We start from the raw sequence: 14,505 nt of genomic DNA on the forward strand, positions 1-14,505 counted from the left end.
GTCAATGAATATGACGGCATCACGTCATATTCAACTATCGCTTCGATAGGAGGCGATTTCAGGAGGCGATCTCTCCGCGACCGGCGGCGCGCCGGCCCTGCTACCTAGACGATCAGCGCGATCGTGGCTTCGAGATGTTCCGACGGCGCGCGGCGGAAGCCCGAGCGCGTGAAGCGCTGCAGCTGGCCGACCACGAAGGCCGTGAGCGCAGCGGCGCGCACCTGCGCGTCGACCGTGGGGGTTGCAGAACCGTCAGCGGCGGCCGTGCCGCGCAGCACCTGGCGCAGCGTGGCTTCGATCTTGTCGAAGAACTGGTTCATGCGCTGCTGGAGCCGTTCGTTCTCGAACACCAGTGCGTCGCCCACCATGACGCGCGTCATGCCCGGGTTGCGTTCGGCAAACTGCACCAGCAGCGTGAGGATTCTTGCGGCCTGCTGCGCACCGGTGGCACCTTCGCGCTCGAGGATCTGGTTGACCAGGGTGAAGACGCTCTGCTCGATGAAATCGATGAGGCCTTCGAACATCTGCGCCTTGCTCGCGAAGTGGCGGTAAAGCGCAGCCTCGCTCACGTCCAGCCGCGCGGCCAATGCCGCGGTGGTCACCCGTTCGGCGCCGGGTTGTTCCAGCATGGCGGCCAGCGCCTGCAAAATCTGCACGCGCCTTTCCCCTGGCTTGGGGCGCTTTCGCACCGGGGCGGCGGCTGCCAGCGTCTCTGTTGGAGTTTCTACGCCGGGATAGCTTGTCTCTTCGTTCTGCATGAGAGCGCGTGCAAAGATGTAATCAATTGATTCTCGCACAGGGGCGCGCAGTGAGCGCGTGCAAACGGGGGCGGGAAAGCTCGTACAGAATCAACTTGTTCAACAAAGTAAAGAGTTTTTCATGGCCAACAGCGTACTGGTGACCGGAGGGGCGGGTTTCATTGGCAGCCACACCTGCGTGGCGTTGGCCGCGGCCGGCTATGTGCCGGTGATCCTGGACAACCTGGGCAACAGCGATGTGCGCGTGCTGGAACGCTTGCGCCAGATCACGGGCAGCGCACCGCGGCTGATCGAAGGCGACGTGCGCGACAGGGCCCTGCTCGACCGCGTGCTGGGGAGCGAACGTTTCTCGGCCGTGATTCACTTTGCCGGCCTCAAGGCCGTCGGCGACTCGGTGGCCGACCCGCTCGCCTATTACGACAACAACGTGCACGGCAGCTTCGTGCTTGCTTCGGCCATGCAGCAGGCGGGCGTGCGAACCCTGATTTTTTCGTCGTCCGCGACGGTGTACGGCGAGCCCGACCATTCACCCATTCCGGAAGACGCGCCCTGCAGGCCGGCCAGCCCCTATGGGCGATCGAAGCACATGGTCGAAGAAGCACTCACCGATTTGCACCGCGCCGAACCGGGTTGGCGCATTGCACTGCTGCGTTACTTCAATCCGGTCGGCGCACATGAAAGCGGGCTCATCGGAGAGCACCCGCAAGGCAAGCCGAACAACCTCATGCCCTTCGTGTGCCAAGTGGCCGTGGGGCAGAGAGACAAGCTCGTTATCCACGGCAACGACTATCCCACGCCCGACGGCACCGGTGTGCGCGACTATGTGCACGTGATGGACCTGGCCGAAGGACACGTCGCGGCCCTGCGGCATGCGGAGGCCCATCCAGGCCTTGTCACGCTGAACCTCGGCACCGGCCGCGGCGCTTCAGTGCTGGAGGTCGTGCATGCGTTCGAACGCGCGAGCGGGCGAACAATTCCTTGCGAGATCGGCCCGCGCCGCGCTGGCGATGTGCCCGCGTACTGGGGCGACCCCTCGCTTGCGCAAGCCACGCTGGGGTGGCAAGCGCATCGCGGGCTCGACCAGATGTGTGCGGACAGCTGGCGCTGGCAGCAGGGCAATCCGAACGGGTACGAGGCATAAGCCCCCATGTTCGATTGCGTCAATCGAGCATGAACAAGCTCAGTATCAATGTCACACTCAGCCTGGACTCATCAAGGCCAAGTAGAAGATTTCACAAGCGGCTCACAACCGTGAACGCGAATCCCAAATGCAAGCCGGACGTCGAACAGGCTGTTACCCTGTAAATCTTCGCTATCGCTAGTCTGAATTGACGGGGGCTTCTGCGTGGCAGACAGCCCGTAGTTGTTGTCTCGTGAAGATCAGGGGAGAATGATTTGCCTATCGACCAAGCGCGATATGCCCACTGGGCCGCAGCCAGCAGGTTCTCCCCTTTTTCTGATGCGGCTTACAGGGATTGGACCGTTACAGAAGCGTCCCGCACGAAGACAGAAGCGCCTGAGATTCATTCCACGTTAGCGAGTCTTCCGTATCGGCATGGCATCACATTCGTCGTTCCCGATAACGGTGATGATGAGGCCCTGCGCTCCACAACAGCCTCTTTCTCGACGCAGATGTGCCAGCGTTTCGATGTAGTCGTCGCCTGTCCACCATGGCGTGCGGACGACGTCACCACTGCACTGCTGTTCGTTCGTGATGCCGTCAATGTTCGCCTTGTCACCTCGCCGGAGTCCTCGACGCGGCTCGAACTGCAACAGCTTGCATTGGAGCACGCTGACGGCTCCTATGTCGGAGCGATTCTCGCTGGGGACCAATTGGCTCCCACCGCCGTTTCCTCCATCCAATTGACGCTGGCGCAATGGCCCGATGCCGTAGTCGTCTATGCGGACGAGGACTGGATGACCCAGCAGGGCGTAACAAGATGCAAGCCCCGTTTCAAGTCTGCCTGGGACCCGGAGGCTCAACTTGGCTTCGATCTACTGGATGGGCTGTGCGTAATGAGGCGTGCCAGCATTTTGGCGGCAGGAGGCCTTCGCGCCGAATTCGAACCGGCCGCGCACTACGATTTGCATTGCAGAGTGGCGATCCCACTGCACTGCGGACAAGTTATCCACATTCCCTCGGTGTTGTATCACCGGCAAATACCCCCAGTCATGGATGCGCTGCGCACCAGGGATGCCATCGCGTCTTATGCCGCGGCAGCCAGACGAGTCGCAGCAGAAGCAGCCGCCCAACAGACGGGGTTGGCGGTGAACGTCGTGCCGTCTCCTTTTGCTGAATTCGTCAATCATGTGCGCCGCTCGTTGCCCGTTCCCATTCCCAAAGTGAGTGTTCTGGTTCCGACTCGCGACCATGCCGCCCTTGTCAGGACATGCCTGAAGGGCTTACTCACGCAAACCGACTATCCTGATTTTGAAGTCATCGTTCTCGACAACGACAGCATCGAGGCGGCGACGATGGCGTTGTTTGCCGAACTGCGCACGGATCCTCGGGCTCGTGTGCTTCGCGTTCCGGGCTCATTCAATTTTTCGGCTATCAACAATGTTGGCGCACAAGCCTCGACGGGAGAAGTGCTGCTTTTTCTGAACAACGATGTGGAGATTTTGGACAGCTCGTGGCTCAGAGAGATGGTCAGCGAAGTCATGCGACCGGACATCGGCTGTGTTGGGGCCAAGCTGCTGTATAGCGACGGTACCGTCCAGCATGCGGGCGTGATCCTGCAGCACGGGCCCTTGGCCATGCACATTTGCCGTATGGACGATGCCGCGGACACCGGGGTAGACGGGCGGCTCGCTGGCACCCGTGACTACTTAGCAGTCACGGGTGCCTGCCTCGCCATCCGCCGCTCGGTGTTTGATCAAGTCGGAGGCTTCGATGAAGAGCACTTGGCGGTGGCTTACAACGATATTGATCTCTGCCTGAAGGTGAACGACGCCGGATACCGCAACATCTGCACGCCGTTCGCGTCATTGTTGCATCTCGAAAGCGCATCGCGCGGCCAAGACCATACATGCGAAGAGAAGCAGAAGCGAGCGCAGCACGAGCAGGATCACGCCAGCGCCAAATGGATCGACCGCTTCGAACACGACCCGTATCACAACCCGAACGTCCGGCTGGACTGGCTCACCGGCGCGCACCTCGCGTTCGGTGTTGGCCAGCAATGGCATCTTGCGCGCTGACCGGGCAGTTCATCGGAATCACGCGGAGACTCGGACTTTTCCGACCAAGACAATGAAAGAACCCACGATCATTCTCCCGACGGTCGACAAGTCTCTGGACGTTCTGACGCACCCCGTACTTGATCCCATCTTCTGGACACCTCACCTGCTTGGCAAGGCGAGCGCATGGTGGGCCCACACGCCTTTTGCTTTCTGGGTCGTCGCGGCATGCAAACCATCGCTTCTGGTCGAGCTAGGCACGCACAACGGAGTCTCCTATGCGGCGTTCTGCGAGGCAGTCGCGCGACTCAAATCGGCGACGCGCTGCTACGCGGTGGACACTTGGGCCGGAGATGGGCATGCCGGACATCTGGACGCCCATGTCTATCACGAGCTTCGGGACTTTCACGATAGGCATTTCAACGCATTCTCGGAACTCCTAAAGTCCACATTCGATGACGCGTTGCCGTACTTCCTTGACGCCTCTATCGATCTGCTGCACATCGACGGCTTCCATACCTATGAAGCAGTCAAGCACGACTTCGAGACTTGGCTTCCGAAGTTATCGGACAAGGCCGTAGTTCTCTTTCACGACACCAATGTTCGAAGCCGCGATTTCGGAGTTTTCCGCTTTTTTGCGGAGCAAGCTGAGAAATATCCTTCTTTCGAATTCCTGCATGGCCACGGTTTGGGCATCTTGGCGGTGGGAAAAACCGCCCCAGCCGCAGCAATCGCTCTGTGCAGCCTCCAATCCGAGCAAGCGGACGCCGCAAGGACCCGATTCGCGCATCTCGGGACACGGTGGTCGATCACGACACGTGAACAGCTTGGGACAGCAGACCTCTATCAGCGAATTCACGATGCCAACGCCTCGCGCGCGCCCATCGAAGCAGAATTGGCCCAAGTGGCAGCGGCTCGCCTCGCCGACGCGGAGGCCCACTGCAATGCTGAATTCAAAGCAAACGAGTTGGCTGGCGAAGTTGCCCGCAAGGTCGCTGAGCTGGAGACTTTGAACAGACTAGCCGGCGATGCCGAAGCCAAGGCCGCACAAGCGGAAGCCGCGGCTCGCGCGACCAGTTTTGCACATGAGCAGGCCAGCAGGCGCGTGGCGGAACTGAGAAATGTCGTAACGCGATTGGCAACCGACCTGAACAAGGCTCGTGAAGATCTGAATCGAACTCAGCTTGCCTGGAAGAACGCCGTCGATGCAAATGAAGGCCGAATCGAGGCGCTGCTGAAAAAATTTGCGCTCCTGCGCGCCGATCCGTTCTTGAGCGTGAAGGCTAAGGTGCGCAGACGTCTCCGCATGCTAGCTTCGCGCTTTCACGGAAGACAAGTCGATCTCGCAGCGATCGAGATCACACGATTTTCACCTTATTTCGATCGAGATTGGTATCTGAGCACATACCCGGACGTTGCTTCAGCAGGAATTGACCCGGCGGAACACTACGTCGCTCATGGTGCATCTGAGGGGCGCGAACCCGGCCCCTGGTTTTCCGGCGCTGCATACGCCGCCCACTACGGCGATTCACGGGGGATGAACCCACTGGTCCACTACATGCTTGTTGGCGCTCAAGAGGGCCGTCAAGCCGGACTGATAGGAGTTGAGAAGACGGGACCGTCTCTTCCGGCTTCATCAGATCGTGCTTTTTCGATTTTCTATGTATCTGGCGAGGCGGATACGCCCGGTCATCTGTATCGGGTGGAGCGTTATATCGAAGCTGCACGCACGAACGGTGTCTTTGCTGAGTGGATTCGGCTCGACCAACTCGAGGCGCAGCTCGACCTGACTTCACGACATGACGTGATGATTCTCTGGCGCACCCCTTGGACTCCAGCTCTGGACGAAGCAGTGCGCAGAATGCACGAGCGGGGTAAGAAGATTGTCTTCGACGTCGATGACCTGATGATCGACCCGGATCTGGCCGACACCAAGGTCATCGATGGAATCAGATCGAATGCGCATCCCGAAGAAGCGGTGCGAGCACTGTTCTCAGGCGTGCGCAGATCCATGCTTGCAGCCGATGTATGCATCGCCAGCACCCAGGAGCTGGCGTATCACATGCGCTGGCCTGGGAAGCCCACCCATGTGCTGTTCAACGGCTTCGACCATCGCACATTCGAGCTGTCCAGGCGCAGCGCAAGGCAATGGCGCAGCGCGCGAACCGACAAGTTGATCCGGATCGGATATGCAGGCGGTTCTCGAACGCACCAGCGCGATCTCGGGCTGGCCATCGAGTCCATTGCACGCGTGCTCCGAGAAAACGAAAGGTGTCGCCTGGTGCTTTTTCAGACCGAGTCCGGAATGCGGCTGATCGATATGGAGGAATACCCGGCAATGGTGGGATTGGAGGATCGAATCGAGTGGCGACCTTTTCAAACCCTTGATACTTTACCTAGAGAATTGGCGCGGTTCGATATCAATATCGCCCCGCTGGAATTCGGAAATCCGTTCTGTGAAGCAAAGAGCGAGTTGAAATTCTTCGAGGCTGCGCTGGTCGACACTCCAACCATCGCATCTCCGACGGGCCCTTTCAGGCGAGCCATTGAGCATGGCGTTTCCGGGTTCCTGGCCACGAACGCCGACGACTGGTATCACTACATCTCTACCCTGGTTGCGGACAAAACGCTGCGAAGCCATATGGCTTCGGCTGCGTTCCTGAGCGCTATGGCCGCTTATGGACCGCTTCAGCGCGCAGTACAGCTGGGCTGCGTCCTCGATCAATTGCAGGGCGGCGCGTTGGCCGCGCGGGCATTCGCCCTGGACGCGAGCCTTCGATCGTCACCGGTGCGACGGCCGAGGCTGATGCCGTCGAAGGTGTTGTTCGAACAATGCGCCGACCATGACGAACTCGCAGAGGTCACTGTCATCATTCCTCTCTACAACTACGAACAGTTCATTGTCGAGGCACTGGAGTCCGTACGGGGTCAAACACTTTCAGTTCTGGATCTGATAGTGGTGGACGACCGTTCGACCGACAACTCACTGAACACTGTGCTGGCATGGATTCGGGAACACGCTGCACGCTTCCACCGCGTGGTGGTGGCGCAGAACGAGTCGAACTACGGGTTGGGCTTGACTCGAAATGCCGCTTTCAACCTTGCCGACAGCCCTTACGTGTTGCCTCTCGACGCGGATAACCGACTGCGGCCAAGGTGCTGCGAAGAACTGCGCCGCGTCATTCGTGCGGAGCGCGTGGCTTTTGTCTATCCCACCATCCAACGTTTCGGTGTGGCCAATACGACAATGGGCGACTCCCCTTACGAGCCGCAGAGATTTGTGGCAGGCAATTATGTCGATGCGATGGCCCTCGTCGCGAAGGAGGCTTGGGCGATCATCGGGGGATACAACCATGTCCGACACGGATGGGAGGACTACGATTTCTGGTGCCGGCTCGCCGAGCAAGGCCAACGCGGGCACTGGGAACCTCAAACACTCGCCGACTATCGCGTACATGCGGGCTCCATGATCAGGACCGAAACAACGGCTTTGGAAAACTACCGTCGCCTGATCGAAAATTTTAAAACTCGGCACCCTTGGGTTTCTCTGCTCGACGAACGACTTGCGAGTAAATCACCGTCCCCGCAGGTGAATTCGAGAGGTGACATACCCAATTCACGGCTTCAAGTGCTCTTGCCGATACTGCGCTGCCCCAAGACGCGGCTCAAGCTGACGGTCGATCCGGAGCGAAACGCCCTGGTCAGTGTGGACGGATGGAGAGCCTGGCCCCTCGTCCAGAGCCGCCCAGTTCTTTGCGAAGGGCTCACCGAACCTGAGATCAAGCCCGCCGACCACGTCAGCAACCAATTGCCTCCCGAAGCCTTGGCACTCGTGAACAGCACGAAAGGATGGGTACTGAATCTTAGCGGCGGGGGCTCGCTCGAAAAATTCGAGAACGTGGTCGAAGTCGAATACAGCCTGTTCAAGCATACAGACGTCGTCGCTGATGCGCATGCGCTGCCATTCGATGACAATGTCTTTGACGTTGCAATCGTCATGAATGCCTTCGAACACTACCGCGAACCTCAAAAAGTGGCCGCCGAGCTCTTGCGAGTGCTGAAACCCGGCGGCCGCGTTCTAATTCGGACAGCGTTCATGCAGCCGCTGCATGAACGGCCGTGGCACTTCTTCAACTGCACCCGGCACGGCCTGGAGGAGTGGTTTCAGCATTTTGAAACTGAACGCCTTCACGTGTCGGACAATTTTTGCCCCAATCACTCCATCGCTTGGTTGGCATCGGAATGCGAACGCGCCTTGCGCTCCACCGTATCTGCCGACGCCGCCGAGCGTTTTCGGAGTGCGCCCGTGGGCGCCCTAGTGGATCTCTGGCGCGATCCTTCACTGCGATCGGCCTCGCTTTGGACCGACTTCGAAAAGCTGCCCCAATCCGAACAGGAAGTCGGCGCTGCCGGATTCGAATTGCTGGGACGGAAACCGTTGCACCCCAAGGTAACCGGCTAGGGCCGCTCGCCCTCTCGTCACTTCACTGTCAGCGGCAAAGCTGGCGTGCTGCGCGCCTTGACTCAGCGGGCGCGGATCATCGTGCCGTAGGCCTGGTCGGTCAGGATCTCGAGCAGCATGGCGTGCGGCACGCGTCCGTCGATGATGTGCACTGCGTTGACGCCGCTCTTCGCAGCATCGAGCGCACCTTCAATCTTGGGCAGCATGCCGCCCGAGATGGTGCCGTCGGCAAACAGGTCGTCGATTTCGCGCGCGCTCAGGTTGGTGAGCAGGTTGCCGTTCTTGTCGAGCACACCGGGCGTATTGGTCAGGAGCATGAGCTTCTCGGCTTTGAGCACGGTGGCGAGCTTGCCGGCGACCACGTCGGCATTGATGTTGTAGCTCTCGTTCTCCTCGCCGAAGCCGATAGGGCTGACCACGGGAATGAACGCGTCGTCCTGCAGCGCCTTCACCACGCTGGGGTCGATGGAGACGATGTCGCCGACCTGGCCCACGTCGTGATGCAGGTTGGGGTCGGCACGGTCGGCCATCTTGAGCTTTTGCGCGCGGATCATGCCGCCGTCGCGGCCGGTCAGGCCCACGGCCTTGCCGCCGGCCTGATTGATCAGGCCCACGATGTCCTGCTGCACCTCGCCGGCCAGCACCCATTCGACGACTTCCATGGTCTCGGCGTCGGTCACGCGCATGCCCTGGATGAAGCTCCCCTTCTTGCCAAGGCGGTTGAGGGCCGCCTCGATCTGCGGGCCGCCGCCGTGCACCACCACCGGGTTCATGCCGACCAGCTTGAGCAGCACCACGTCTTCCGCAAAGTCGGCCTGCAGGGCCGGATCGGTCATGGCATTGCCGCCGTACTTGATGACGATGGTCTTGCCGTGAAACTTGCGGATGTATGGCAGCGCCTGGGCCAGGATCTCGGCCTTGTCGCGCGGGGGAATGTTGAGGACGGGGTCGGTCATGGGCGGGCAGGCTCCAAAACGGTGAGAACGGTGGATAGAGGAAATTGTCGCAACAAGCGGACCGTCTTGCGCGCTGTCACGGGCGCAGCCAGCGCGGCACCTTGAATCGCACGATCATCAGGTACGCGCCCACATAAGTCGTGACGAACAGCAGGCAAAACAGCATCAGCACGATGGTGTTGTTCCAGAACAGCACCGCGGGCACCACAGACAGCGCGGCGAACATCCACAGGTACGGAGAGGTCCTGTTGTTGCGGGCGAGCAATTGGCGGGCCTCGTCGTCCGCGAACGCCACCCGCACGATGCGCCGAAAGATCAACTGGTGAAAGTGCAGCGCGTCGGCCGTGCCGGGCGACTGCCCGCGCGCGAGCTTGCGGTAGATGGAAAACAGCGTCTCCCAGACCGGGTAGATCAGCAACAGCATCGGGAACCACGGCGAGACGACGCGGTGCCGCTGCACGAGCGTGACGCAGGCCACGGCGATCACCATGCCCCACACATAGGCGCCGCCGTCGCCGGCAAATATCTTGCCGCGCGGGTAGTTCCAGATCAGAAAACCGACGGTCGCACCGACCAGGCAGACCATCATCGCCGCGAGCTGGCGGTCGCCCACCTGGAGCGCCACGTGCGAAATGGCAAGGCAGACCAGAACGGCCACGGTGCCCGCGAGCCCGTTGTAGCCGTCGATGATGTTGAAGGCGTGCGGCAGTCCGCCGATGGCCAGGGCTGCGAACAACACAGCGCCGTAAGGAACCATTGCCAGCCAACCGTCGACAGCCTCGATGCCGGTGCGCGACAGGCTGAGCCCCAGCATCCAGCAGGCCAGCAAGGCGGAGCCGATGGTGAGCCCCAGCCGGTAGCGCACCCTCACGTTCTGCGTCACGTCTTCGAGGATGCCGGCGATGACGGCCGGCGCAATGCACAGCAGCGTGAGCATCGATGTCTTGACCGGCCACGACACGTTGAACGGATCGGTTCCCGTGATGCCGGCCGCCAGCCAGGCCACGCCCATGCCGAACATGATTCCGGCGCCGCCAAGGCGCGGCACATGGCCCTTGTGGAAGCGCTGGGGCATGTCCGTGCCATAGAGCCGCGCATGCCGTCGCGCCCGGCGCATGAACAGCTGCACCGCGAAGGCAGAGGCAAAAAAACTGATGACGATCAGAGCAATCATGTGTGGGTGTTGGGGAACTCTAGAATTCCCGAGCGAAATTAGACCATGCCAGCGCCCTCCCCCTCCCTTCCCCCCATCACCGTTTCGATCGTCAGCCACGGTCAGCTGGCGCTGATACGGCCGCTGCTCGGGCAGTTGGACCGCTTCAGCGGTGCATCGACCGCCAAGGTCGTGCTTACGCTGAACATCCCCGAACCCGATGTGCTGGCGGGCCAGGAATGGGGCTTTCCGGTCGAGCGCATCGAAAACGCCCAGCCCAAGGGCTTTGGTGCCAATCACAACCAGGCTTTCCAGCACTGCGAAACACCGTGGTTCCTGGTGCTCAACCCGGACATTCGCTTCGACGGCGACGTGCTGGCGCCGCTGATTGCACAGGCCGCGCCCGACGCCGGCCTGTTGACGCCGCGCATCCTGGAGCCAGGCAAGAGCACGCCCGAGCAGCATCGCGAGATCATCACGCCGCTCGAAATCGTGACCCGCCGGAAGCCGGGCTATGAGCGCCCGGCGGTGCCAGCCTGGATTCCGGGCCTGTTCATGCTGTTTCGCAGCGACGCCTACCGACAGATCGGCGGCTTCGACGAGCGCTTCTTCATGTACGGGGAAGATTTCGACATCTGTGCCCGGACGCAACTCGCGGGCTGGAAGCTGCAGGTGGGGGAAGACCTGCTGGCGCGCCACGAGGCGCAGCGTGCCAGCCGCAGCAGCAAAAAGCATCTGTACTGGCACGTGACCAGCTTGCTGAAGGTGTGGACTTCGGGAGCGTTCTGGCGGTTCAGGCGGCTCAAGGCGAGCATCCGCTGAGTTAGGTCGGTGTGCCGGGCGGCTGGCTACCCGCGCTCGAGCAGGTCCTGCGCCACCGCGTGCCAGCCGCGTCCGAAGCGGTCATAGCGGCCGCGGGCGGCCTCCAGCATCACCGGACCGAGGCGCGCGAGCCTCGAGCGAGGCAACTCGGCCCTGAAGCGCTGGTGCGCCACCTTGGCGCGCTGGGCCTCGAGGTACTTCGGTTGCACCTTCGTGCCGAGGGAGCTCAGCCGGTCCAGCAGCGCCTCTGCCCTGCGCAGCCGCGCCCAGTGCTTGTCGCCGCGCTCGACAAACGCCTTGCCGATCTTTTCGGAGAGCGTTGGCCGGCGCGCGCCGATCTGGTTGCTTGCATGCTGCCGGTAGTCGATGAGCGGCTCCGCCAGCACATCGACACGGCCGGTGGCCGCGGCCACCGCGCCGAGCCACTCGTCGTGCACCCAGCCCTCGGGGAACGGCAACGCGAATTCAAGCAGTTCCTTGCGAAACATGGTGGTGGCACCTGTCACCAGATTGCGCCGCAGCAGGACGTCGAAGGCATTTCCGTTTGCAATGGCGGCCAGTTCGGCGGGTCGAACCTCTAGCGCGTGAAAGAGCGAAGTGCCCAGCGGCGCGAGCTCGGCGTCGACCAGGCGAGCATCGGTGTGCAGCAGCAGCAACTCGGATTCGGCTTCGAAGCGGGTCGCCATGCGGGCCAGCCGCCCGGGGTGCCACACGTCGTCCTGGTCGCTGAGCGCGATGAGTTCGTGGGTGCATGCCCGCACGGCCTGTTCGAAATTGCGGGTGACCCCCAATGCCGGCGAATTCTGGAAAACGGCGAACTCGACGCTTTCGGCGACGCCGCAAGCGGCCATGGTGCTGCGCACCGTGGCAATGGTCTCATCCGTCGAACCATCGTCTGAAAGCACGATCTGGCTTGGCGGCCGGTCTTGCGTGCAGATGCTGCGCACTTGCGCCGCCACAAAGCGGGCGCCATTGCGCGTGCAAAGCGCGACTGAAATACCCTGCATCTTCAAACCGGCGCCAGGCGCGGCGGCCAGGCGTAGCTGAAGTCTTCGCGCGCGAGCATGAGGTTCGGGCTGTAGGCGGGGTCGTTCTTCAGCAACTCGCCCCAGCGTTGCTGCATGTAGGCGGCATCTTCCTGGAACTGGTGTTTTCCGTGCTGGGAGGCATTCCTGGAGTGAATAGCCGGCTGGTGCAGGAACAGTTCCGCATGAGGCGTCCACAGGTTACGCAAGCCCGAAGCGCGCAAGCGGAGACAAAAATCGACGTCGCCAAAAAACTCCTTCAAATGACTCTCATCGAATCCGCCGACCTGTTCGTAGTGGCTTTTCCGGATCACCATACATTCGGCTGAGACGGCCGAGAAAGATTGGATCAGCGCGGCGCGTCCGCCGTAGCCGGGTCTTCCCGCGGGCATTCCGCGATGCGGATGGGTTGCGATGTCCTTCGCGTCCAGGATCAGACCCGCGTGCTGAAGCGTCTTGTCCGGATACCAGAGCCGCGCGCCGACAGCGCCGACGCCAGGCTGCAGTGCGAGGCTCACCATCTCGCTCAGCCAGTCGGGCGAAATGACTTCGATGTCGTGGTTGAGCAGTGCGATCACATCGCCTTGCGCGATGGCTGCCGCACCGTTGTTCAGCGCTGAATAGCTGGAACTCCGGTCGTCGCGCAGCACCCGAATGTTCGGGTGGTCCGCGGCAACGGCCTTCAACCAGGCCAGCGTCGCTGGGTCGTCGGAACCGTTGTCGACGATGATGATCTCGTAGCGCGAGTAACTTGTCTTCTGCAAGATGGAGCCGACGCACTGGCGCACCCGAGGCAGCGCGTCGCGCGTTGGAATGATCAACGAAACTAGGGGCAAGACATCAGGCAAGGCGTAATGCACCCGGTAGCCGAAATCCAGATGCTCGGCAGTGGCGCGCACACCCGTGCGCACAAAGTGCTCATTCAGTGCCCGCTCGCCCGCGATAGCCGCATAGGGCTTGGCCGTCATCGAACGGGCCGTGCTTTCGGCATGCACCCGCCAGTGATAAAGGACACGTGGGATGTGTTGAATCTGCTCGGGCTCCACGCGCTCCATGCAGCGCAGCACCAAGTCCCAGTCCTGCGAACCTTCGAGCCCCGCGCGAAAACCGCCAACCGAGCGCATGAGTTCGGTGGACAGCACGCCGAGGTGGCTGAACATGTTCTGCGAGCGAAAGAGATCGACGTTCCAGTCCGACTTGAAATACGGCCCGAAGCGATGGCCGCCTTCGTCGACCTTGTCTTCGTCCGAATAGATCAGCTGCACGCCAGGGTGCTCGGCAATGCAATCGGCCACCCAGAACAATGCATGGGCTGGCAGCAGGTCGTCGTGGTCCATGAGAGCCACCCACGGTCCGACCGCCAGCTCCAGCGCACTGTTCGATGCCGCAGAGATATGGCCGTTTTCGGGTCGGAACGCCACCTTGATGCGGGGGTCTGTTTCGCAGTACGACTTGAGGATGTCGCGCACCTCGGCCGAAGGCGAAGCGTCGTCGGCAATGCACAGTTCCCAATGCGGGTAGATCTGCCCACGAACCGACTCGATGGCTTCGCGCAGCCACGCAGGGTTAGGGTTGTAGGTCGGCATCAGCACGGAGATCAGCGGGCGGTCTTTCATGGCCGCAACGCGCTGCGAGATCTTTTCGCGCAGTTCAGGCGTGAGCGTGTCGTAGCGCCGCACCCACTTGGAATAATCGTTGTAGCCGCCGAGGCGCCGGCGCAACTCCCATCGAATACCGCGCCAACCTGACTTCTGGAACAACTTCCAGGCCCGCTGCATGCGCCTTACCACCCTGAACCTCGCCAAAGTGCGTCCAAGCCAAGACCGAGCCGATCAAAAGATTTCATATTGCGTGCCCGAAGAAACGGAGTCGGGCTTGTGGGGAATACTGGAACAGGTAAGCGAGGCCGGAGAGGGAATCACCCTCCAGGCACGCGGGCGGCGGACGATTATCTTCGGAACTCTTCAAGGCAAGCGGCAGGACTTGCGGCTGCCATGCCAACAGGCACACAAGAGCTACCCCGTAAAATCGCTCGATCACACTGGCGCCACAGCGCAGAGCACTGGACCGTTGGCGCGGAGGCGTCTGCAAACCGACGTGCCGAGAATGAAGCCGCGTCTGGCAATATTGCGCCAACCCATTGAAGAGAAAT

9 protein-coding genes are annotated in these 14,505 nt (G+C 61.3%); 4 read left to right on the forward strand and 5 right to left on the reverse strand.

All coding sequences use genetic code 11. The features are described 5' to 3' along the window. Nucleotides 1-104: 104 nt before the first annotated feature. Nucleotides 105-758, reverse strand: coding sequence for a nucleoid occlusion factor SlmA (gene slmA, locus V9L20_RS20280; RefSeq protein WP_337297961.1), 654 nt, complete (start codon nt 756-758; stop codon nt 105-107). Nucleotides 759-879: 121 nt separating this feature from the next. Here slmA and galE point away from each other — a divergent pair, with 121 nt between their 5' ends. From galE to V9L20_RS20295, 3 genes are all read left to right on the forward strand, one after another. Next, nucleotides 880-1,899 (forward strand): UDP-glucose 4-epimerase GalE, encoded by a 1,020-nt coding sequence (gene galE / locus V9L20_RS20285; protein WP_337297962.1) that lies wholly within the window; start codon nt 880-882, stop codon nt 1,897-1,899. 254 nt (nt 1,900-2,153) lie between these two features. Then, on the forward strand, nt 2,154-3,956 hold the full coding sequence (locus tag V9L20_RS20290; RefSeq protein WP_337297963.1) for a glycosyltransferase family 2 protein: 1,803 nt from the start codon (nt 2,154-2,156) through the stop codon (nt 3,954-3,956). 52 nt (nt 3,957-4,008) lie between these two features. Further along, nucleotides 4,009-8,397, forward strand: a complete 4,389-nt coding sequence (locus V9L20_RS20295; RefSeq protein ID WP_337297964.1) for a class I SAM-dependent methyltransferase — start codon at nt 4,009-4,011, stop codon at nt 8,395-8,397. Between the two features lie 62 nt (nt 8,398-8,459). On the opposite strand, the gene argB is transcribed toward V9L20_RS20295, so the two are convergent. Further along, nucleotides 8,460-9,353, reverse strand: coding sequence for an acetylglutamate kinase (argB, locus tag V9L20_RS20300; RefSeq protein WP_337297965.1), 894 nt, complete (start codon nt 9,351-9,353; stop codon nt 8,460-8,462). 76 nt (nt 9,354-9,429) lie between these two features. After that, entirely contained in the window at nt 9,430-10,527 is a 1,098-nt protein-coding gene (locus V9L20_RS20305) for a glycosyltransferase family 4 protein (RefSeq protein WP_337297966.1), read from the reverse strand. Nucleotides 10,528-10,572: 45 nt separating this feature from the next. Between V9L20_RS20305 and V9L20_RS20310 the strand changes: the two genes are divergently transcribed. After that, nucleotides 10,573-11,328: a glycosyltransferase family 2 protein gene (locus V9L20_RS20310; protein WP_337297967.1), complete on the forward strand. Its 756-nt coding sequence runs from the start codon at nt 10,573-10,575 to the stop codon at nt 11,326-11,328. A gap of 26 nt (nt 11,329-11,354) precedes the next feature. Here V9L20_RS20310 and V9L20_RS20315 read toward each other — a convergent pair whose 3' ends face one another. Continuing rightward, a complete protein-coding gene (locus V9L20_RS20315) occupies nt 11,355-12,335 on the reverse strand; it encodes a glycosyltransferase family 2 protein (RefSeq protein WP_337297968.1) in 981 nt (326 codons plus the stop codon). Nucleotides 12,336-12,337: 2 nt separating this feature from the next. Continuing rightward, the gene (locus V9L20_RS20320) at nt 12,338-14,131 is read right to left on the reverse strand and encodes a glycosyltransferase family 2 protein (RefSeq protein ID WP_337297969.1); all 1,794 of its coding nucleotides are present in this window, start codon (nt 14,129-14,131) and stop codon (nt 12,338-12,340) included. Between the last annotated feature and the right edge of the window lie 374 nt (nt 14,132-14,505).

This window comes from Variovorax sp. CCNWLW225 (genome assembly GCF_037204045.1).
Classification (GTDB): domain Bacteria; phylum Pseudomonadota; class Gammaproteobacteria; order Burkholderiales; family Burkholderiaceae_C; genus Variovorax.

Excerpts from the sequence above, each read along its gene's own strand:
- slmA (WP_337297961.1), bottom strand. The coding sequence starts at position 758 with ATGCAGAACGAAGAGACAAGCTATCCCGGCGTAGAAACTCCAACAGAG.
- galE (WP_337297962.1), top strand. The coding sequence starts at position 880 with ATGGCCAACAGCGTACTGGTGACCGGAGGGGCGGGTTTCATTGGCAGC.
- V9L20_RS20295 (WP_337297964.1), top strand. The coding sequence starts at position 4,009 with ATGAAAGAACCCACGATCATTCTCCCGACGGTCGACAAGTCTCTGGAC.
- argB (WP_337297965.1), bottom strand. The coding sequence starts at position 9,353 with ATGACCGACCCCGTCCTCAACATTCCCCCGCGCGACAAGGCCGAGATC.
- V9L20_RS20305 (WP_337297966.1), bottom strand. The coding sequence starts at position 10,527 with ATGATTGCTCTGATCGTCATCAGTTTTTTTGCCTCTGCCTTCGCGGTG.
- V9L20_RS20310 (WP_337297967.1), top strand. The coding sequence starts at position 10,573 with ATGCCAGCGCCCTCCCCCTCCCTTCCCCCCATCACCGTTTCGATCGTC.
- V9L20_RS20315 (WP_337297968.1), bottom strand. The coding sequence starts at position 12,335 with ATGCAGGGTATTTCAGTCGCGCTTTGCACGCGCAATGGCGCCCGCTTT.
- V9L20_RS20320 (WP_337297969.1), bottom strand. The coding sequence starts at position 14,131 with ATGCAGCGGGCCTGGAAGTTGTTCCAGAAGTCAGGTTGGCGCGGTATT.